The sequence below is a fragment of the Clostridium sp. HMP27 genome (assembly GCF_000765165.1).
Taxonomy (GTDB): domain Bacteria; phylum Bacillota; class Clostridia; order Clostridiales; family Clostridiaceae; genus Clostridium_AK.
Map to the genome: position 1 here is coordinate 1 of NZ_JMFY01000045.1, position 21,944 is coordinate 21,944.

The 21,944-nt window shown below is 31.3% G+C and carries 20 protein-coding genes; 3 read left to right on the forward strand and 17 right to left on the reverse strand.

Translation table 11 applies throughout. The features are described from left to right. Window positions 1-61 precede the first annotated feature (61 nt). The 12 genes from DP68_RS17090 to DP68_RS17145 form a co-directional block, all read right to left on the reverse strand. On the reverse strand, window positions 62-955 hold the full coding sequence (locus DP68_RS17090) for a dihydrodipicolinate synthase family protein (RefSeq protein WP_035311632.1): 894 nt from the start codon (window positions 953-955) through the stop codon (window positions 62-64). A 48-nt stretch (window positions 956-1,003) separates the two neighbouring features. Further along, window positions 1,004-2,728 carry a dihydroxy-acid dehydratase gene (ilvD, locus tag DP68_RS17095; protein WP_035311633.1) on the reverse strand — a complete coding sequence of 575 codons (1,725 nt, stop codon included), beginning with the start codon at window positions 2,726-2,728 and terminating at the stop codon, window positions 1,004-1,006. A 90-nt stretch (window positions 2,729-2,818) separates the two neighbouring features. Then, window positions 2,819-4,255, reverse strand: coding sequence for an SLC13 family permease (locus tag DP68_RS17100; protein ID WP_035311634.1), 1,437 nt, complete (start codon window positions 4,253-4,255; stop codon window positions 2,819-2,821). A gap of 158 nt (window positions 4,256-4,413) precedes the next feature. Continuing rightward, window positions 4,414-5,115: a FadR/GntR family transcriptional regulator gene (locus DP68_RS17105; protein ID WP_035311635.1), complete on the reverse strand. Its 702-nt coding sequence runs from the start codon at window positions 5,113-5,115 to the stop codon at window positions 4,414-4,416. A gap of 103 nt (window positions 5,116-5,218) precedes the next feature. Next, a complete protein-coding gene (locus DP68_RS17110) occupies window positions 5,219-6,025 on the reverse strand; it encodes an SDR family oxidoreductase (protein WP_035311636.1) in 807 nt (268 codons plus the stop codon). A gap of 359 nt (window positions 6,026-6,384) precedes the next feature. Next, window positions 6,385-6,942, reverse strand: coding sequence for a hypothetical protein (locus tag DP68_RS17115; protein WP_035311637.1), 558 nt, complete (start codon window positions 6,940-6,942; stop codon window positions 6,385-6,387). A 248-nt stretch (window positions 6,943-7,190) separates the two neighbouring features. After that, entirely contained in the window at window positions 7,191-8,738 is a 1,548-nt protein-coding gene (locus tag DP68_RS17120) for an ATP-binding protein (protein WP_035311638.1), read from the reverse strand. After that, a complete protein-coding gene (locus DP68_RS17125) occupies window positions 8,728-9,414 on the reverse strand; it encodes a response regulator transcription factor (protein WP_035311639.1) in 687 nt (228 codons plus the stop codon). The genes DP68_RS17120 and DP68_RS17125 overlap by 11 nt, the downstream gene beginning before the upstream one ends. Window positions 9,415-9,533: 119 nt before the next feature. Beyond that, window positions 9,534-9,980: a DUF4342 domain-containing protein gene (locus DP68_RS17130; RefSeq protein ID WP_035311640.1), complete on the reverse strand. Its 447-nt coding sequence runs from the start codon at window positions 9,978-9,980 to the stop codon at window positions 9,534-9,536. A 163-nt stretch (window positions 9,981-10,143) separates the two neighbouring features. After that, window positions 10,144-11,844, reverse strand: coding sequence for an adenine deaminase (gene ade, locus DP68_RS17135; protein ID WP_291550082.1), 1,701 nt, complete (start codon window positions 11,842-11,844; stop codon window positions 10,144-10,146). 34 nt (window positions 11,845-11,878) lie between these two features. Continuing rightward, a complete protein-coding gene (locus DP68_RS17140) occupies window positions 11,879-13,159 on the reverse strand; it encodes an NCS2 family permease (RefSeq protein WP_363330967.1) in 1,281 nt (426 codons plus the stop codon). A 364-nt stretch (window positions 13,160-13,523) separates the two neighbouring features. Beyond that, complete coding sequence (locus DP68_RS17145; protein WP_052085882.1) at window positions 13,524-14,015, reverse strand: FMN-binding protein; 492 nt, start codon at window positions 14,013-14,015, stop codon at window positions 13,524-13,526. Window positions 14,016-14,384: 369 nt separating this feature from the next. Here DP68_RS17145 and DP68_RS17150 point away from each other — a divergent pair, with 369 nt between their 5' ends. The 3 genes from DP68_RS17150 to DP68_RS17160 are packed head-to-tail and all read left to right on the forward strand — an operon-like array spanning window position 14,385 to window position 16,979. Further along, entirely contained in the window at window positions 14,385-15,707 is a 1,323-nt protein-coding gene (locus tag DP68_RS17150; protein ID WP_035311642.1) for an amidohydrolase, read from the forward strand. Continuing rightward, on the forward strand, window positions 15,708-16,529 hold the full coding sequence (locus tag DP68_RS17155) for a DUF3100 domain-containing protein (RefSeq protein WP_035311643.1): 822 nt from the start codon (window positions 15,708-15,710) through the stop codon (window positions 16,527-16,529). Between the two features lie 3 nt (window positions 16,530-16,532). Then, window positions 16,533-16,979 carry a hypothetical protein gene (locus tag DP68_RS17160; RefSeq protein ID WP_035311644.1) on the forward strand — a complete coding sequence of 149 codons (447 nt, stop codon included), beginning with the start codon at window positions 16,533-16,535 and terminating at the stop codon, window positions 16,977-16,979. Between the two features lie 288 nt (window positions 16,980-17,267). Here DP68_RS17160 and DP68_RS17165 read toward each other — a convergent pair whose 3' ends face one another. The 5 genes from DP68_RS17165 to DP68_RS17185 all read right to left on the reverse strand — a co-directional run bounded on the left by DP68_RS17165 (window position 17,268) and on the right by DP68_RS17185 (window position 21,814). Continuing rightward, window positions 17,268-18,458: a hypothetical protein gene (locus DP68_RS17165; RefSeq protein WP_291550089.1), complete on the reverse strand. Its 1,191-nt coding sequence runs from the start codon at window positions 18,456-18,458 to the stop codon at window positions 17,268-17,270. Between the two features lie 217 nt (window positions 18,459-18,675). Then, entirely contained in the window at window positions 18,676-19,101 is a 426-nt protein-coding gene (locus DP68_RS17170; protein ID WP_035311645.1) for a YaaR family protein, read from the reverse strand. Between the two features lie 126 nt (window positions 19,102-19,227). Then, window positions 19,228-19,881 (reverse strand): membrane protein, encoded by a 654-nt coding sequence (locus tag DP68_RS17175; RefSeq protein WP_052085883.1) that lies wholly within the window; start codon window positions 19,879-19,881, stop codon window positions 19,228-19,230. Window positions 19,882-19,892: 11 nt separating this feature from the next. Continuing rightward, complete coding sequence (locus DP68_RS17180; RefSeq protein ID WP_035311646.1) at window positions 19,893-20,306, reverse strand: MarR family transcriptional regulator; 414 nt, start codon at window positions 20,304-20,306, stop codon at window positions 19,893-19,895. Between the two features lie 314 nt (window positions 20,307-20,620). Next, on the reverse strand, window positions 20,621-21,814 hold the full coding sequence (locus DP68_RS17185; RefSeq protein WP_035311647.1) for a hypothetical protein: 1,194 nt from the start codon (window positions 21,812-21,814) through the stop codon (window positions 20,621-20,623). Between the last annotated feature and the right edge of the window lie 130 nt (window positions 21,815-21,944).

Here is a 21,944-nt window from a genome sequence, read left to right on the forward strand (position 1 = left end):
GGTATATAATAAATACTCATAATAACTTTCTCCTTTATCCTTATCTATATATTAATAATTTCTATAAAAGATTCACTTCTTTCATAATAGCTATAATTTTTTGAGTTTGCTCATAACTTGCTTGAATAAATGGCTTTGTACAGTAGTCTTTCATATCAATTCCTCTTATCATCATTGCCTTCTTTATAATTGGAATAAACGGAGTTCCTATATCATAAATCTTCATCATTTTATCAACAATCTTTTGATATTCAGCTATTTTATCAAAATCCTTTTCATTAACAGCTTTGGTCCATGCAGCAAATATTTCTGGTGCAAGATTTGAAAGTCCGCCTATACATCCTCCACCACCGCAAAGAATATTGTGTGCAAAGTTTTCATCAAATCCGGATAGAATATCAAACTCAGGAAATTCCGGTTTTATTAATGAAATTAGTGATCTCGTATGCGCCATTACTGTTACTGTATCCTTGTATCCAACAATATTTTTATTCTTTTTAACAAGTTTAAGTGTAAGTTCTGGTGATAAATCATGCCCAGTTCTATCTGGGAAGTTATAAAGGTATATATGTGCTTCTGTTGATGAAGCAACTTGATTATAAAACGACTCTATACTCTCATTAGAAAGCCTGAAATAATAAGGACTAATAATCATAACAGCATCAGCCCCTGCGCTGTTTGCATAGTTAGCCATCTCAATTGTATCTTCAACTGACATGCAGCTTGTTCCAATATAAACCTTTGTTCTTTTATTTATATAACCTACAGCTAAGTCAATAAGTTCTTTTTGTTGAGCTAAAGGCATATTAAAAAATTCACCTGTACTTCCCATTACAACTATGCCATCTACCCCACCATTAATAAGATGATCATATATATTTTTATTAGCTTGTATATCCAGTTTTCCGTTTTCATCAAATGCTGTTACCACTGGTGTTAAAAATCTTGCTTTCATTAAAAACATCCCCTTTAATTAATATCTATATAATATTCTCTTAAATTTTTAATAACCCGCACCTTTCATTGCTGACAATGCAGAATCCGTATATCTTTTAAATATACCCTTTCTTGGAGGTCTTGGAATTATTCCTTCCCTAGCCCTTTCAGCAAATACTCTATCAACTTCTTTAAGAGGCATTTCCACTCCATTTATGCCCACAACATTTAATGCACGTTTTTCAATATTATATTCTATGATATCTCCTGTAACTACCCATGCAAGCGGACCACCTGATGCAGCTTCTGGAGAAACATGTCCAATTGCAGCACCACGAGTAGCACCAGAAAATCTTCCATCCGTTATCAGGGAAACCGTACCATTTAAACGTTTGTCACAAACAATGGCTTCTGTTGTCATAAGCATTTCAGGCATACCACTTCCACGAGGTCCCTCATAACGAACAACTATAACATCACCTGGATTAATATCTCCATTAACAACTGCATTATATGCATCTTCTTCACAATTATAAACTCTTGCAGTCCCCTTATGAAAACGCATATTTTCAGCACAAGCAGAGTATTTAACTACAGAACCTTCTGGAGCTATATTCCCTTTAAGGATGGCTATGGAACCTATTTCCTTAACATTTTCTACAGGAAATATTACCTCTTCCCTCTTAACTCCATAATTATGTAGGTATCCAAGATTTCTTTCAAAGTAATTTTCTCTTTGTAAATCTTCAAGATTTTCACCTAGAGTTTTTCCTGTAGCTGTCATGACATCAAGGTTTAGATAATCCTTAAGTATAAGCTGTACCATTGGAATACCACCTGCAAACCAGAATGTCTCTGTTAAATGTTGTCCACTTGGATTGATATTCCCAATGTGAGGTATTCTATGATTTATTTCATCAAATAATTCAGGTTCTAATTCTATTCCAAGTTCTAGGGCTATAGAAGGAAGATGAATAGTTGCATTAGTAGATCCCCCTATAGCACTATGAATAATAATAGCATTTATAAATGCTTCTCTAGTTAATATCCTACTGGCTGTTATTCCTTTTTCAACAAGTTCCATAATAATTCTTCCAGCTTTTCTAGCATTACGAAGTATATCTGTCATGGTTGCAGGCATAAGAGCTGAACCTGGTAATGCTAATCCAAGAGCTTCTGCCATACACTGCATAGTGCTTGCTGTTCCAAGGAATGTACAAGCACCTACTGAAGGACATCCTGTTAATTTATAATCTCTTATTTCTTGATTTGTAATTTCACCTTTACGTTTTTGACGAAGTGATATATCTCCTGCCACTAAAGATGTTGTCATATTAGGTCCCGGTCTCATACTTCCACCTGGAATAAATATTGTTGGTATATCAAGCCTTGCTGCAGCCTTTAGGTGTGCAGGAATGGATTTATCACAAGAAGCTGCTAAAATCATACCATCCCACGGACTAACCGAAGCATGAATTTCTACCATATCACAAAGTACTTCGCGGGAAGCTAGTATGTAATTCATACCATCATGTCCCTGTGCACATCCGTCACAAATATCTGTTGCATGAAATTGTGCTGGGAAACCTCCACGTTCAAATATACCGTATTTTGCTTGATCTGTAAGTTTATTTAAATGAACACTACCTGGATGGCTATCTCCAAATACATCTTCTACTAATATTTGAGGCTTTGTTATATCCTCTTCGTCCCATCCTGATCCCATTTGTAATGCATCAAATTGTGCCCACAAAAGTCTTTCTGGAGCGCTCTTTTGCTTTATGTTTGACATATTAAAAATCTCCCTTCCCAATGAAATATTATTTAAGGAGACTTGGACAAATTGTCATTGTCCAAGCTCAAGTAATTAGCTAATTATTAATTATCCCAAAAGTCCAATTGAATTAAATGCAAAGATTATTACAAATAAAACTATGCTGATAACTATACTTGGGAATGTTATATATTTTAATGCCTGTTTTGGATTTAAGTTGTAAAATCCACTGAATACCCAGAAACCACTGTTATTTACATGGTTAGGTCCAATTGCACCTGCACCTATAGCAAGTACTGTAGCAAGTGGTGATAATCCAAGTGATGGTATTAATGGTAGTACTAAAGCTGTTGCTGTCATTTGAGCCATTGTCATAGAGCCTAGGCAAGCCATCATAACCATAGCAATTAGCCATGGGATTACAAGCGCTGGTATTCCAGAACCTGCTATTATGCTTGCTAAGTCTTTAGCTGCTGGCGCTGCTGCAAGAACTTTACCAAATGCTCCCCCCATACCTGTTACAAGTAGTGGAACTACTGCCATGTGTAATGCTCTTGTTACCCATTCCCCAAATATACAATCAAGTAAAGAAGCATTTTCTCCAAGCTTTGGATTATGTCTTTTAGCTATATGTTTAACTTTCTCTTCTCTTCCAATTACAAGTGTCATAGCAGCAACTACTCCAAGAAGTAATGCAACTACACGGTCACCAAGGAATGTGATAATTGTATAAGATAAACTATTTGGATCTAATGCTACCTTTATAAAAGAAGCAACTGTAATTAATACTACTGGTAAAAATAGTGGTAAGAATGAGTGTATTGTTGATGGTAAGTTGCTAATTACAGCATCACTAACAGCTGCAATTTCACGATTGCTTTCAGATGACATTTCTTCTTGTGCATCAAGGTATTCATCAATAGGTTGTATCATTTCTTTTCCTGCCCAATTTCTAAGTAAGAAATATACTGCAAAGAAACCTATAAGACCTATAACTGTACCAAACAATATTACTTTACCAAGATCTGCACCTATTTGAAGGGTAATTGCTAAGATACCTGGTGTTGGTGGTACTAGACAGTGCGTTATATTTAATGCAATACAGATAAATACTGCCATTTTAGCCATGCTTATTTTGTGTTTTTGTGCAAGGTTACTAGCGATAGGAGCTAATAATAGAGTTGTTATATCTCCAAACACTGGAATTGAAAGTATATATCCTGCCATAGATGGTCCAAGTTCAACATTTTTTCCATGTACAAGCTTTACAAAAAAGTTTGCTATTGGTATAGCTGCCCCTGTATCTTGAACTATAACTGCAATGATACTACCTAAAATAATAACAATACCTATAGATGAAAGAGTTGCCCCAAAGCCATTGTTGATAGCTTCAATTGCTTTAGTTGGTGAATTTCCAAGAAGTATTGCCATAGGAAGTGTTACAAGCAATATTGCCAGAACCGGATTCATTTTAAACTTTAAGATAAATAGCATAAGAAACGCTACTGCCCCAATTAAAATAAGTAAAAAAGTACTTGGTAACATAATTTTATTTCCCCCTAATTTTTTATAGTTTTACCTTCTTTCTTTTCCCTAACCCTTATTTTAAATCTATGTATTATCACTCCTTTAACGTTTACATACTGTGTATATCTGTATGGTGTATGTTGTCCTACAAGTATCTTTGTAGAAAAGTAGGTATTCTACTCTTCTTTTTCATCATATTTTCTAAATGTATTTACTGTATCTTCCATATGTTCATCCATGAGTCTTCTTACTTCTTTTGAATCACCCTTTTTCATAGCTTCCAAAAGTAGCTTGTGATAACAAAGACCAGCTGAATTACCCCTTTTGATAACAACTTTGGTCATGGCATCATATAAGATATCATGAATGATATTATATATCTCTATAAATAATGAATTTTTTGTTGCTTCTGCTATAGTCAAATGAAATTCAAAATCAGCCTTGGAAAACGATTCTAGATCATCCTTATATAACTCCATATTTCTATAGCATTTTTCAAGCTCTTTTATATCATCCTCAGTGATCTTTTCTGTTGCTAGTTCTGCCACTACGCCTTCTATTCTTCTACGAAATTCTAAAACTTCTTCAAATGAATTTTGTCCAAGATAAGCAATCGGAATAATTGTATTCATATATAATCCTGGCTTTGCTTCCTTTACGAAGGAGCCTTCACCTAATCTTGTTTCTAATAGTCCTAAAACCGTAAGTTTTTGTATCGCTTGACGTACTGTTGCACGACTAACTCCAAAGGCATCTGCCAAATCATTTTCTGATGGGATTTTTTCTCCCTGCTTCCATTCATTATTTAAGAGCTGATTTTTAAGTTGTTCAAAAACTTGTTCTCCTACACTTGATTTTTTAACCTGTTTAATAGCCATTCTTTTGTATTACCACTCCATTTTAATGAATTTTTAGAATTAATTAAGTTGATTATATCACTTATTTATATGAAGTGCTACATACAGGATAAAATCTTTGTAATTAGTATTTAGTATCATATAACCAAGGCTTTCCTCCAGCTAAATATCCTCCATCTACATGATAAGCCATACCAGTCATATAGCTTGATGCATCTGATGCAAGCATAATAGTTATTCCTACAAGTTCTTCGGGATTTCCTGGCCTTTCCATTGCAGTTCTTTCTTTTAAAAATTTACTGCGCTCAGGATGTTCCCAAGTGACTGTTGTTAAAGGTGTTAAAATATGTCCTGGTGCAATTGCATTTGCTCTAATTCCATATTGAGCAAGCTCCACTGCCATTGACCTTGTTATACCTAAAAGAGCACTTTTGGTAGCACCGTATACACTACAACCACCTAACATTCCAAATGAGTTATGAGATGCTATATTTATGATATTTCCACTTTTAGCTTCAATCATAATCTTTATAATTTCTTGTGAAAAGAAGAATAGTCCTTTTAAATTAACATCCATAATTTTATCATAGGTCTCTTCTTCTACATCTAAAAAACCTTCTCTTTTGTTAATTCCTGCACAATTGATAAGAACATCAATCTTGGCATATTCCTGGTTGATATCCTTTACACATTGTTTTATAGAATCCATGTTACCAATATCAAGCACAAAACCTTTTGCTTTTCCATTAAAATTTTCAATTTCCTCTTGAAGCATTGATAATTTCTCCATGCTTGTACCACAAAGTACCATTTCAGCACCTACGCTAGCAAGTCCTTTAGCTAAAGCACTTCCTATGCCACCTGTAGCGCCTGTTAAAACTATTACTTTTCTCTCTAATGAAAAAATTTTTTCAAGATTTTCCCCAATCATAACTATTTACCTCCCTTCTATCATATTACAGATAACTGTTGTCACCTGTCATACAAGTGTTATCCTTATAATACAACTTCACCTAATTAATGTCAATACTTTTTTTATAATTTTCCGAAATTTTCAACTTATATGTTAATTGTATTTTTTTTATTATATAACTTTGTTAAAATTAACTTAATCTTTAATACAGTATATTAATAAAAAAACAGCCCATTTTAAAGGCTGCTTTTGAATACTATTTATTAAGGATTACACTCTAAATTTTTTAATCCATTGCAGTTACTGTATTTATGAAGTAATATTAGCTATTTTATTTGTTAATTATATAATTCTTTATTTATTATATATATGAATTATTAGTTAAAATTATATGCTTTCTGAAATCTGAAACATTGATTTATAAAACCTTCGTAAATTAGGTCCTTGTTTTCAATTGAAAATAAATCATCCGGCTTAATTAATGCAGGGTTTTTATCAGTATCATAAACGCCACTTTTAATTAAAACTTCTGAAACAAACTGAGTACAAAAATAATAATTTTTTCTTTTAACCGGTTGATTAAGCAAAACTCCAAATAAGCCTAAAAAATTATATTTATATTCATCCCTTTTTTCTAAAAATCCTTCTATTTCATTTTTTAAGATATTATACTGTTCTTCTGTAACTTCTAATTTATATATTACACACTCACTTCTGGAGAACTTTTTATATACTCCATCATATAAACTTTCTTCAACAAATCCACCTGAAAAAGGATTGTCAGGGTTTGTCCTACCAAAAGAATACATCTTAGTAAAACTACTATCAAAACTAATAGAAGAATGTATATATTTGCCTTCAGTGAATAAACTTATTAAATTTGAAAGCCAGGTGCCTGTTCTAGATAAAACTAGATAAATATTTTTGTGGCTCATTTTTTATAATCAAACTCCTTAATATTACTCATATTTTCTAATCACTTGACTTATTATATCAGCTAATTCTTAAGAATTTCTTTATTTAATATTAAAATTTGATTAGAAATTTGTGTTTTATTAAGATATTAATGTATTTTTTGACGTTATAATTATTTAGTATATTAATATAGACTTAAGAAATCCCTTCTTAAGCCTACATCTAACTCAACTATTCTTTTACTATCTTCCTTTTTATATATTTATTTTTATATACTAGGTAATGTTATATTTATCTTTGTACCTACATTAACTCTGCTTTCAACAGTAATCCCTCCATTGTGCTTAAATATAATCCATTTTGCAATAGATAAGCCTAGTCCTGTGCCACCTGTTTGTTTTGTTCTTGATTTATCTGCTCTATAAAACCTATCAAAGATATGTGGTAAGTCTTCTTTTGAAATCCCCATGCCTGTATCTTCAATAGAAATTAAAACTTCATTATCTTGAAGTGAACAATTAATCTTTATTACTCCTCCCTCTGGAGTATACTTTATACTATTATCTATAAATACTCTCAGAGCTTCTTTAAGCATTTTATAATCTGCATTAATCTTTGCTAAATCATTCTTTTCACTTTTTATTTCATGAGTACTATCAATAAGCTTTGTTTCTTTAACTATTTCATCAATTAATTTATTTAAATAAAACTCCTCTTTTTCAACCTTTTGAGTATTCTTGTCTCCTCGTGCTAAAAACAAAAGCTTTTCTATAAGTGATTTCATACTTTCAGATTCAGTTTTAATTGCAGAAATAGATTCCTCAAGGACGCTTTTATCGTCCTTTCCCCATCTATCTAGCATATTTGCATATCCTTGAATAACTGAAATCGGAGTTCTTAATTCATGAGAAGCATCTGATACAAATTGATTTTGTTGCTCATAGGACTGCTGTATTCTATCAAGCATAGTATTAAAAGTTCTTGCTAAATCTTTAAGTTCATCTTGAGATCCTCTGATATTAAGTCTTGTATCTAATGCTTTAATAGTTATATTTTTAACTGTATTTGTCATTGTTTGAATTGGTTTTAAAGTTTTTCTGCTAGCCCTTGTACCAGCAAGTAGAACTATGATTGTAACAACTATATCTATAAATAATAGTGTAGAAGCTAAAACTATTACACTAAATATTTCATTTATTAGTCTATCTTTAACTTGAATGTAAACATCTTTTGACTGCCAGTGCATTCTATTACTAAGTATCATAGCATATCCAAAATTATTATCATTATTGTTAAGATGATCCCAATCAACATAAACCTTATCTCTATCTTTTATAATCATATAGTTTTCATTAATAACTATACTTTGATTTTCTTTACTTTCATTATAAAAAATTATAGAATCTTTCTCATTTTCTGTTGTATATAATAAATTCTTATTTTCATCAAATACGGATATTGAAATATTATCAAGCCTAGAAATCCTATTTAACTTCTCTACTGGAATTTCTGTATTTTCTTTTAAGTAATCTGAAATTAACTGAAAGTCCTTTTGCAAATTACCTTCAGCATTCCATCCAGCATATATAGCAAATCCGCCTATTATTGCACCACTTAACAACATTAGAATAAGACTTATTATAAACATATATACTATTGTTATTTTAAAAGTTAAAGAAAATCTTAATTTTTCAACAAATCTATTTTTTAACCTCCTTACTAAGCTTATTACTTTCTTGACCAATAAAAAAGGAACTATAGCTATACATCTTATTATCTGTCTCACTGATTGTGAAAACCTTCTATCATTTTTCATCTTTTAGTAGGTATCCCACCCCTCTAACAGTATGAATTATTTTTTTATTATATTTATCATCAATCTTACCTCTTATATATCTAACATATACATCAACTACATTAGTGTCACCCATATAATCATATCCCCACACTGCTTGAAGGATTTTATCTCTTGTAAGAACAATATTTTTATTTTCTAGGAAATACTGAAGTAAATCAAATTCTCTTTTAGTAAGTTCTATTACCTGGTTATTATATGTTACTATATACTTATCTAAATCAACTTTTAAATCACCCAACTGGAGAATATTTGATGCTACTGCTTGAGTTATTTTTCTTTTAAGTACTGCTCTAATTCTTGCAAGTAATTCCTCAATTGCAAAAGGCTTAGTTACATAATCATTAGCACCCATATCTAATCCCACAACTTTATCCATAATTTCATCTTTAGCCGTAAGCATGATAACAGGAACTTCAGAACCTTGCCTTAATCTCCTTAGAACTTCAATACCATTCATGGAAGGAAGCATAATGTCTAATATAATTAAATCAAATTCTTTCTCGAAGGCCTTGTCAAGTCCCTTCCTCCCATCATGTGCTTGATCAACTTCGTATCCTTCATGTTTAAGCTCAAGTTCCAAAAACCTAGCTATTTTAATTTCATCTTCAATAATAAGAATCCTTTGATTATTCATAATGATAGTCCTCCACTTTAACCATATATATAAACTCAACCTTAATTATTATTAAATCTAAATAACCAAACTATTGCAAGTAAAAAATCGCACTGGTATATAGCCAATGCAATTTATATTTAACCTACTAAATCATTTTTAATTTCTTGTATTTCATCTTGTACTTTATCAAGAGTTTGGTTTATCTTTATATCTTCACCCTTATTAGTTTCAAACTTCATTCTAAACCCGCATAGTAAAGCTAGGATTAAACCAATAAAAGCTATATGAAATCCAAATATCGCTATTAATATAGAAACGTTAAGAGATAAATTTACAACTATTTTCTCTTTCTTCTTAACAACAAATCTAATATTGTTTCCCTTCCTTATAAGTGCCTTAATTTTGTCAAAGAAACATTCCTTTTCGCCATCATTTTTTTCAGCTTTAACTTTATTGTTTTTTTCTAGATATACTATTGCCTCCAATATATCTCCATCACAGTTTTCTAAAGCTTCCTTTGCATCTTCATAACTTACATTAATTCTTTTTCTTAATTCATCAATTTGTTCTAATTTTATTGACAACTTAATCCCTCCAAAATTTATTGACTTAACTTATGATTTTATTATAGAGTAGATTAATTAGAGAATAATTAGGGAAAGATTAAAATTAGATTAGAATATCTCAATATTATAAATAAAATAAGTGATAAGAGTCTTCCCTTACCACTTATTTTATAATCTTTTATTAACAAAACAAATCTATAAATTTATAATCCTTAAAATAAAATAGTCCTCTTGCTGTTATTTTTAACTCAGGTATTACAGGAAGTGCCATAAAACCTAAAGTTAAAAATATATCCTTATCTTCATATTTTTCATGAGTTTTTATGAAACTATTCATATTAGAAAGTTTATCTATAACATAACTTGGTTCTTTGTATGTCATTAGACCTGCTATTGGAAGTTCTAGCTCTTCAATTACTTTTCCATTTGAAACTAAAACTATTCCTCCACCAATTTCTATAAGTCTGTTTACAGCAAGTGCCATGTCACTATCTAAGCTTCCAACTACTATTACATTATGGGAGTCATGTGCTATAGTCTGCGCTACAGAGCATTCTGTAAGGCCTAATCCTTCAATATATCCTAATGAATATTTACCTGTATTTTTATGTCTTTCAAACACAGCTATTTTTAAAATATCTTCTCCCTTTACACTGTTCACATATCCATTTTGGATTATAACTTCTCTTTCTTCTTTTTTGGTTTCAATAGAATTTTCTATAACCTTTATAACATTTATTTTAGATGATTTAGCTTTTATCTTAAAACTCTCCTCAGTAACGACATCTAAATTCATAGAGTTTTGCAAGTTAGGATTTGTACCTTTAAAATCAAACTTATGATTATAAACCCTCCCACTTTTTATAACTTTATCTATGATAACCTTTTTCAAATCACTCAGTATTACTAAATCTGCTTTATAACCTGGACCTATAGCCCCTCTGTCCTTTAAATTATAACACTGAGCTGCATTGTATGATGCTATAGTATATGCTATAATTTCATCCAATCCATGTTCTATGGAAAGCTTTATATTCTCATTTATAGATCCCTTTTCTATAAGATCTCCTATGTCTTTGTCATCAGTACAAAATAAAAATCTTGAGTAATTTTTTTCATTTACTGCTGGTAGTAAGCTTAATAAATTTTTAGCGGCAGAGCCTTCCCTAATCATTACATACATGCCCTTTTTAACTTTTTCTAAAGCCTGCATAGCGTCACTGCATTCATGATCCGTTTTTACTCCCGCCGCTATATATGCATTTAACCATTCTTCACTTATTTGAGGACAATGTCCATCTATAGTTTTATCTTTATACATATTTATCTTTTTTAATATCCATTCAGTACAATTTACAACAGAAGGTACATCCATCACCTCTGCTAGTCCAATTACATTTTCTCTGTCCCTGTAGGACTCTATATCTTCCGATCTAAGTAGCGCTCCATTATCCTCAAATTCAGTAGCTGGAACGCATGATGGTATCATATAAAATATATCCATCAAACTCTTCTTGCTATTTTCCATCATAAAGTCTAAGCCCTTTTCTCCCAAAACATTAGCTATTTCATGCGGATCTGTAATACAAGTAGTCACTCCATTTTGAAGCAATACCTGAGAAAAAATCTCAGGTATTGCTTTGGATGATTCTATATGAACATGAGCATCTATAAGCCCAGGAGTTACAAAAAGGCCATCACAATTTATTTCTTCTATTCCTTCATAGCTGCCAATACCTGCTATGATTCCATTATTTATAGCAATATCTCCTTTTTCAAACTCCCTAGTAAATACATTTAGGAAAAAAGCATTTTTTAATACCAAAGGGGCCTTTTCTTTACGGGCGGCAATTTTAATATTACTTTTCATACTTTCTAGCATAATTCATTCCCCCTTTATAATTAAACTATCTTACTTACATAAATATCATCTTTAATAAAAATAATAGCGCAAGTACATACATAGTTCCAGATATTTTTTCTTTTTTACCTGCAAGTACACTTAATATAACATAAGATACAACTCCAAACATAAGTCCAGTAGCTATACTATAAGTTAGGGGCATGAGTATTATTGTTAAAAATGCTGGTATTGCTTCTACATAGTTATAAAAGTCTATTTGAACTACATTTTGCATCATAAATAGTCCAACTACAATTAACGCTGGTGCTGTAGCACAGCTTGGAATTGACATAAATATAGGAGCAAATACTATGGCTACTAAAAATAATAATCCTGTAACTACAGATGTTAATCCTGTTCTTCCGCCCTCAGCAACTCCTGCAGAACTTTCTACATAAGTTGTAACTGTAGAAACTCCTATCATTGCACCAAAGGTTGTTCCTATAGCATCACTTAAAAGTGCCTGTCTTGCTCTTATAACGTTTCCATCTTTGTCGAACATATTAGCTTTAGACGCAACACCAACTAATGTTCCCACTGTGTCAAAGAAATCTACAAATAAAAATGTTAGCATTACAGTTAAAAAGGTAATAATGCCTTGTGAATGAGTGAGTACAGAAAAATCTAGTTTGAATGCAATTGGTGATATACCGTGAAATGCAAAAATGCCACTTGGAACAAATATTCCATAATTTTTAGCAGCTACATCTGGTCCTATAGCTAATGCATAGCCCCAAGCCGCTACAGAACAAATAAGTATACCCCATAGTATTGCACCCTTTATATTTTTATAAGTCATAATTGCTATAACTATTACACCAAGCATACATATAATTGCTCTTGGATCTGCCATTTTTCCTAAAGTAATAAGTGTAGCATCATCATTTACAACTATTTTTGCATTTTCAAATCCAATTAAAGCTATAAATAATCCAATACCCGCACTAACTGCTATTTTAAGAGTAGTAGGTATTGAATTTACTACCATTTCTCTTACTTTTGTTAAAGACAATACTATAAATATAATACCTTCTACAAATACTGCTGTTAATGCAACCTGCCAAGGAACTTTCATTCCTATACAAACTGAAAAAGCGAAAAATGCATTTAGTCCCATACCAGATGCCAATGCAAATGGTAAGTTAGCATACACACCCATTAGTATTGTAGTTAATCCCGCTGCGATACATGTAGATGTAAGTATTGCTCCTTTGTCCATCCCAGTAGCAGATAAAAATTCTGGATTTACAGCTATAATGTATGCCATAGTAAGAAATGTAGTAATACCTGCCATTACTTCTGTTTTAACTGTAGTCTTATTTTCTTGCAATTTAAAATACCTTTCAAGAAAGCTTACATCATTACTGCCTCTTAATTCTGTTTTCATACAACTCACCCCTTTTTTATTTTTAATCATATACATAGCATTATTTATGCCAACCTTTATGCTTAATAATCAATGCTTTCTAATAAAAATCAGTTAGCATATTTTCTCTAACTTACCTGTTACCTATTAACTACATATATTAAATATATGATCTTCCTATGTTAAAAATTAGCTAATTATAAAACAAAATGGCTATCAATATGATAATTTTTATCACATTGATAACCATTTAAAGTTGTTCTCATATAGATATTTTAGCTTATTTGTCTTATTATTTTTTTTCTTCCTTTACGTCTGGCTGTGGTACTATTACTTCATTATAATCGCCTTTTTTAGCATTTTCCAAAGCTAGCTTAGCTAACTGCTTCATATTATTTGTTGAATTAGTAGCTCCAGTAACACCATCAACTTTTTCTAAATCCTGCTTATCAATTAAAGCTTTTTCAAGCTGTGGGCAATATTTATCTGGTGAAGTTCCAGACTTTGAAGCCATTGCCTTAATATAATCTGCATCTTCAGATTTTCTCTTATTGTCTTTATTTAAATAGTCAAAATCTACTGTTGCAATTTTGCCATCTTTAATTTCTATCTCAGTAAATGCATTCCATCCGTGAGTATCTAATCTATCAAAGCTTGCCCTATACTTACCATCCTTATAGGTAGCTTCTTTGCTTGCATCTGTTGATTTAGAAGAACCTCCACAACCTGCTAATACTGATAATGATAATGCCGAAACTAGCGCTAATCCTATAAACTTTTTCATTTTAAATTCCCCCTACATAATCATGCTTTGTTAAATTTTTCGTTATATTTATGTTAATTCATTATGTTATTTCTGTCAATCCAAAGTACCTAAATATATGCCATAATTCATAAAAAAGAATAAAATTATTCATAAAATAACTTTATACATTGTTCAATGTGCATATTCGTAAAAATATAAAACTTTTAAATGTTTTATGAACACTTTTTAAACTTATAATCATAAATACATTCAACTAGCAACATATTTATTTCTATATTGACAAATAACTTTTAGCGGCGTACAATTGACTTGTACGCATTAAAAAAACACTTGTTCTCACAAAGAGTACACAATATTTAGATTATTTTTAATTTAGGGGGGATACCATTGATTAGAGAGGGATTAAAAAAAATAGTATGTGACATTATTGATGAAAATGCAGGTGAAATAATGGACTTAGCTTTAGCTATAGAAAATGAACCTGAGCTAGGTTTTAAAGAAACAGAAACTTCTAAAAAAGTTTGTGATTTTTTAAAAGAGCTAAATATATCCTATGAAAATAATTTAGCTATTACAGGAGTGAAAGGAAAACTTAAGACTTCTGGTAATGGGCCTAATGTAGCAATTCTTGGGGAATTAGATGGAGTAATATGTTTTGATAGTGATAAGGCTAATAAAGTAACTGGTGCTTCTCATACTTGTGGACACAACTTACAAATAGCTTCAATGCTTGGGGCCGCACTGGGATTGAAACTTTCAAATATAGAAAATCAATTATGTGGGAATGTTACATTTATGGCAGTTCCTGCAGAAGAATACATAGAAATTTCTTATAGACAAAAACTTAAAGAGGAAGGAAAACTTCACTTTTTATCAGGAAAACAAGAACTTATATATAGAGGAGCTTTTGATGATGTAGATATAGCTATGATGGTTCATTCTTTAAAAAACTCACCTAAACCTACTGTAGCCATTGGAAAATCTAGTAATGGATTTGTTGGTAAAACTGTACAATATATAGGAAAGGCCGCTCATGCAGCAGAGGCGCCTCATGAAGGAGTAAATGCGCTAAACGCAGCTATGCTTGGAATCATGGGAATAAATGCTTTAAGAGAATCTTTTAGGGATGAAGATTCTATAAGAGTACATCCTGTTATAACAAAAGGCGGGGACACAGTAAACAGCGTTCCATCAGATGTAAGAATGGAGACCTATGTAAGGGCTAATTCTGTAGACGCTATTACAATTACAAATGAAAAAGTTGACCGAGCCTTGCTTGGTGGTGGCTTTGCCATGGGAGCACAAACTATAATAGAGACAATTCCAGGTCATATGCCATTAAAGGCTTCTTTACCCTTAAATAACATATTTAAGGAAAATGCACAGAAGCTTTTACCCGAAGATAGAGTTATAGATGCAGGGCACTTCGCAGCTTCCACAGATATGGGGGATATATCAAACTTGATTCCATCGATTCATCCGTTTATAGGGGGTGTATCTGGAGCACTTCATACTAAAGATTTTAAAGTAGAAGACTTCAATGCAGCTGTTATTTTACCTGCAAAGCTTATGGCCATGACAGTTATAGATTTGCTTTATAAAGATGCTGCAGAAGCTAAATATTTAATGAGCTCATATACTCCAACATTTAAAAATAAAGAGGCCTACATAAAGTTTTTAGAAGATCGTTTTGAAAGGAAGGTACAATAAATGAAAAATTGGAAAAATCACGGTTTAGTTCTTATACTAGTTATAATTGCTGAAATGATAGGTGTTATGAAATTTAAATTTGGTCCGGGAACAATAGTTCTGTTACCTATGCTTTACGCATTAATAATGGGAATATTTCTAAGCCCTAAATTTTTGAAAGTATTAAATGATAAAGATATGTCTGATGCTGGTTCCCTTATTACTATATCTCTTATGCTTTTAATGGCTAAGTATGGTTCACAAATCGGACCTACTCTTCCTAAAATAATCAAGTCCAGTCCTGCTTTAATACTTCAAGAGTTTGGGAATATAGGCACTGTACTTTTAGGTGTTCCTATAGCAGTATTTTTAGGATTAAAACGTGAATCTATAGGTGCTGCTCACTCAGTTTCTAGAGAACCAAATGTAGCTTTAATAAGCGATGTGTATGGCTTAGATGGTGATGAAGGAAAAGGTGTAATGGGTGTTTACATTTGTGGAACAGTACTTGGAACAGTATTCTTTGGAGTAATAGCAAGTTTATGTGCAGCTTATACTCCACTCCATCCTTATGCACTGGCTATGGCATCTGGTGTTGGGAGTGCTAGTATGATGACTGCATCAGTTGGTTCATTAAGCGCAATGTTCCCTGAAATGGCAGATACTTTAGCAGCTTTTGGTGCAGCAAGTAATATGCTATCAGGTCTTGATGGATTATATATGTCACTTTGGATTGCGTTACCTTTTGCTGAGTGGCTTTATAGAAAGAGTTATAAATTAAAATATGGCGTTCCTGCCCCTGAGGTAGAAAAAACTCAGCCTAAAATAGCAAAGGAGGTATAATCTATGAAAATTAAAGATTCATTATTTGTATTAATATTAATAGGATTACTTTCCCTTGTTGGAAACATGATAGGACCTAAGCATAATATATTTGAAGCTCTTCCTGGTATGCTTATATTAATTGCAATATCCATTGCTGGAATTTCTTTAAGTAAGGTGTTGCCTGGTAAAATTCCAGCAGTAGCTTATATAGTAACACTAGCTTGTATATTAACTTACCCAAGTTTTCCTGGTGCGGGTCAAATGTCTAAATATATTGCAAAAGTAGACTTCTTAGCTTTAACCACTCCAATACTTGGTTACGTTGGACTTTCTATAGGTAAAGATTTAGATAGCTTTAAAAAATCCGGATGGAGACTTATCGTAGTATCTTGTATAGTATTTATAGGAACTTATATTGGCTCTGCAATAATTGCTCAAGTTATCTTAAAAGCACTTGGACAAATATAAAACTCATAAATTTTTAATGTTGAATATTCCGTATGGTATTTGCATTTAGGAAAGCGGTTCATTGCACAAAGAAGCTCTAATATTTATGAATTTAAATCACCTAAACTTTTTAAACTCGCTGTCGGCTCAGACGGTAAAAAGTTCTTAACGGTGATTTAAATTCATAAATAAAGAGCTTCTAATTGCTTATTCAATGCTTTCTACAATGTAAATCCCATACTATTATTAAACATTAAAAATACAATCTACAAACACCTACTAAATGGAAAATTTCAGTAAACTGAATTTCTACAATAGGTTTATAAATATTCCTGCTATTATAACAGAAGTTATAGTAACAGTTACAAATCCTCCTACTATCATCTGTGGAAGCATCTGATCCATGAGATATTTCTTTTCATCTTCATCCTTAGCAAGCGCCTTAGAAGCTTCTTCTGTCAAAACATAATTTGGTGGGAACCCATATAAAGCTGTAAGTGAAGTTGCAAAAGCCATTTCTTTGGTCATTCCAAGGAATTTTCCTAAAAGCACTGAAGTAATAGCCATTCCTATTACCCCTACAACTATAATTATTATCAAAGGCCAAGCTATTTTTACAAGCATTGCTGGAGTAGCTTTTGAAAGCGCTCCAAATACATATACCATAAGCACAAACATTAAAAATCCAAATGAATTAGAAGCATGTAGTATATCCCTTTCTAAAAATCCTATTTCTTGAAGTATGATGCCAAAAACTAAACATAATACAAATGGTGAAACCTTATTATGAGTAAGTGCTGCTGTTTGTACTGCTAGAAATGAACTGAAAGCCATCTTTGCAAACATTACCGAAGCAGTATTATACTTTGTAGAGATTTTAGGTATAAGTTTTTTCTTCTCTAATTTTATTTCTGCCGCTGAAGCTTGCTCTAAAGCTTTAACTCCTTCACATCCTCCATTTTCATGGTATATTCTCAAAAGTCTTCTTCCCTCTTTTTTTAAACAAATAGCGGTAAGTGGATATCCCGCAAATCCCTGCATTACATACATTACTATTGCAAGAATTGAAGCAAGCTCTAATCCTTTCTTTGCAGCACCTTCCTGCATCATAAGAGCAGCTACTATTCCCCCTGTGAGTGGTGGAAGTCCTGATACTACATACTCTCTTCCTACTAATGGAATACATATAAACCAACATGCAATTATCATTCCAGTAAGTCCAGCTAGAGTTACCGCAATGACTTTCCACTGTTTTATTAATTCTGAAATACTTATAATAGTTCCCATATGAGTAATACACATATACATAGCTATACTTGCAAAAGGCATTCCAAATCCAGGCAAATCAATTAAATTTTTAGGTAAAAAAGTCCAATAGCCTGCTAAAAATAATACCGCTACTACAAATACCGATGGTATCCATGCTTTTGTCTTTGTTCCTATAAAGTCTCCAAGTGCAAAAATAACTGCAATAATTAAAAGTGCCGTTACAGGAGCCATACATATCCTTCCTTTCTTCATAGAAATTTATATTACATATATATTCAACAAAAATATAATTATCCTCTTAATTTTGAAAAATATAAAACCATGTTTAAAACCTACATAAAATGTAGATTTTAAACATGGTCACATAAGATAAATTATTATAACATGGATATTTAATTGTGAAGTTAAATTTTTATACATAGCTAAACTTAAAACATACTAAATATATTTATTTATAAATATCTACTATAAGTCCTGAGATGTCATCTATAGTTTTTGCTATATCTAAATTCTCCTTTTCATTACTTAAAAGCATTTCAGTAAGTTCTTGTAATTTTCCATCAATAGTATCTACTGTAATAAAGTATTGAGTTTGCCAAAAGCTTATGTCCTTTTTTACACCATACATATATGATAATACCGAGTTTAAGTATTCTTTTATCATTTTTTTGTAAGCAAACACATCTGAGTAACATTTTGTTACAGCAAGCCTATTACCCTTTTTTTGTATCTCTTCTAGCATTTCTTTTAACTGTTGCTCATTTCTTCTTTCTCTTGCAAAGCTAAAGTTCTGAGAAAAGTCTCTTTTTTCACCTATAGCTTTATTATCATTTTTATTTATTAAAGAAGAATTTCTAACTCTGGATATCTCCATGCTACTATCCCCTCACCTTTATCTAATATATAAATTAAAGTTAAATATTGGTTACATGAATGTATTTTACTATTTTATTATATATCATGGTTACAGTTTAATACAATTAAAAATACTATAAAAGCTTTAACAATACAACTTATCCAATTGTCTTGTCCAATATTTTAGTGAAGTTTGCATAACAGGTCCAATTAGAAGTACTGAAATAAATGTGCCAAGTGCAACAGGTCCTCCAATTAACCATCCAATTGTTAATGCTGTTATCTCAAGTAAAGTTCTAGATAATCTAATAGAAATGGAGAATCTTTTCGCTATAAATAAAGTCATACCATCTCTAGGTCCAGCTCCTACTTTGGATGCTACATACATTCCTGACCCAATTCCCATAAATACAATACCTAGTACTAATAATGCAGATTTTGAGATTATTCCTGTAAAGGACGGTATTAATTCTAAGGTTAAAATACCGTTAAGAAAAAAACCAACTAGAAGTATATTTAATACACTACCAATAGCAGGAACTTTCTTTTCAAAGAAAGATGTCATCAAAACCATAATAATCCCTACTATTTGAACCCATCTGCCTATAGATAAGTTAGTTAAATTAGCTAGTCCAATATGCAAAACATCCCATGTTGCTACTCCAAGACTAGCTCTAATTACAGTTGCAGCTCCTAAAGCTAAAATAAATATTCCAATTATAAATACTATAATTCTAATTAAAAAATTAAAATTTATTTTTGTGATATTGTTATTTAATTCATAATTCTTTTCTGACATATTATTTCCCCTCATTCTAAGTTTTTTATCATCTTTTTTAAAACATCATTAAATACTTCCAATTCTTCCTGGGAGATATCACGTATAGCATCCATTTCTAAATTTGTTGAAACTTCATGCCATTGAGGGAATGCTTCAAAAGCTTTTTTAGTTAATTGTATATGCCTTTCCCTTTTATCATTTCCCTCTTCTCGAATTATCCATCCCATTTCTTCCATTCTCGTTAATGTCCTAGTAATCGTTGGCGCTTCTACACAAAGATATTTACTCAATTCAACTTGTGTACAGTGCCTTTTTTCATATAAGTATAATATAATTCCCCATTGTGACGCATATAGTCCAAGTGGAGAAATCTTCTCATTTAATTTCTTAGTAAAATATCTACCTAATTGATTTACCTTATGACCATATAAATTTAATTTCATTTTGTCCTCCATTTACTTACCCATGCAATTATTACCTAGGTAAGTATATCATATGAATTTATAATAATCAAATTTTCACCATATCGGTTTTTGATGTTAACAGGTATGGGATTTGCATCGTATAAAGCATTGAATAAGCTTTAAAACGGCTTTATTTCAAAATTTAAAATACCGTACAATTATTTCAGTCAAACGAGTTTAGAAGGCTTAGGTATTTTAAATTCAAAAATATTAGCCGTTTTTAGCGAAATGAAAGCTTTTCTAGATGCAAATCCCATACTGATGGTTCAACATTAAAAATGTGGCAATTTCCTTTATCTAACTACTTCCCATGTGATTCCCTTATCTTTAGTTTTATATAGTATGCCCTCCAATATTAATAGCCCTGTATCCTTATCTATAAACTGTACCTTTCTTCCTCTAAGATTTATTTCAGTGGTTATTTCATTTACATTACTATCATTATAAAAAATTCTATATATTTTATTTCCTCCTCCATCTACAATCCAAAGTATGCCATCTTTATCTACTCCATAGATTATTTCTATGCCCCCTTGGGCCTCAACAGGAATTGAGGGATTCCAAGTTGCACCCCCATCTATAGTTTTATAAAATATCATAGATGATTTCTCCTTAGATTTAATTTCTACTGGAAGATATCCTTGTTTATTATCTTTGCTAAACTTAGGTGGAAAAGTGTTTATACTATATTCATTATTTTTCAAGTATTCTTTAGGTACATTTAATTTTTGAACTTCCCAGGTTACTCCTCCATCCTTTGTATTATATATAAATGGATATTTTGTTTTTTCACCCTTAATAGTGTACCATCCCATATTATTACTAATGAATTTTATACCTGTTATACCCTCTATATTATAAGAACTATCCTTATTATTTAAACTATCTATAACATTTTTAGTTACCTTTGACCAATGGCTGCCTGAGTCATCTGTTTTATATATTTCCATTCTTAGATTGTTTGATATCTTAGGCGATGTAACCATTACAAAAGTTTCTTTAGAATTTACAACATCTATATTAACTTCTATTGTTTCATCATTCCAATTTCTTTCTAGATTTAAAATAGTTTGTTCCCATTTTTGTCCTCCATTGAAAGTTTTAAATATGTTTATCTTATTTTTTTCTTTATAAGCTATAAAACCAATTTCTTTATCTAAAACTGTATAAAATAATGAATTGTTATTTACACCCTTACTATTACTAGCTATATATTGTTTATCGCTTACGTTAATCCCTTTTGGGGTAATATTCTCCCAGGTAAATCCTCCATCCCCGGTTTTAAGTATTCCCTCTTTTGAAACTGCCCATCCATGTGTGCTATCTATCATATTAAAATCTATAAAATTATATTTATCTGATCTTTGTACTTTAGATGCTGACTTTACTTCAACATTTCTACTATCATTTTTCTTTAAAATTTGAGTACAGGCTATAGTTGAAGTTATAAATGCTAGACCTATGAATATATAAAATACCCTTTTCATAATTTATCTCCTTTAGTCTTACTTTATTTTTATTATTGACTAAAAGATTAAATATTATAGCCTATGTATGGAATTTTATCCAATAATTAATTATCCTCTTACTCAGTATATAATAATAAGAGGTACTATC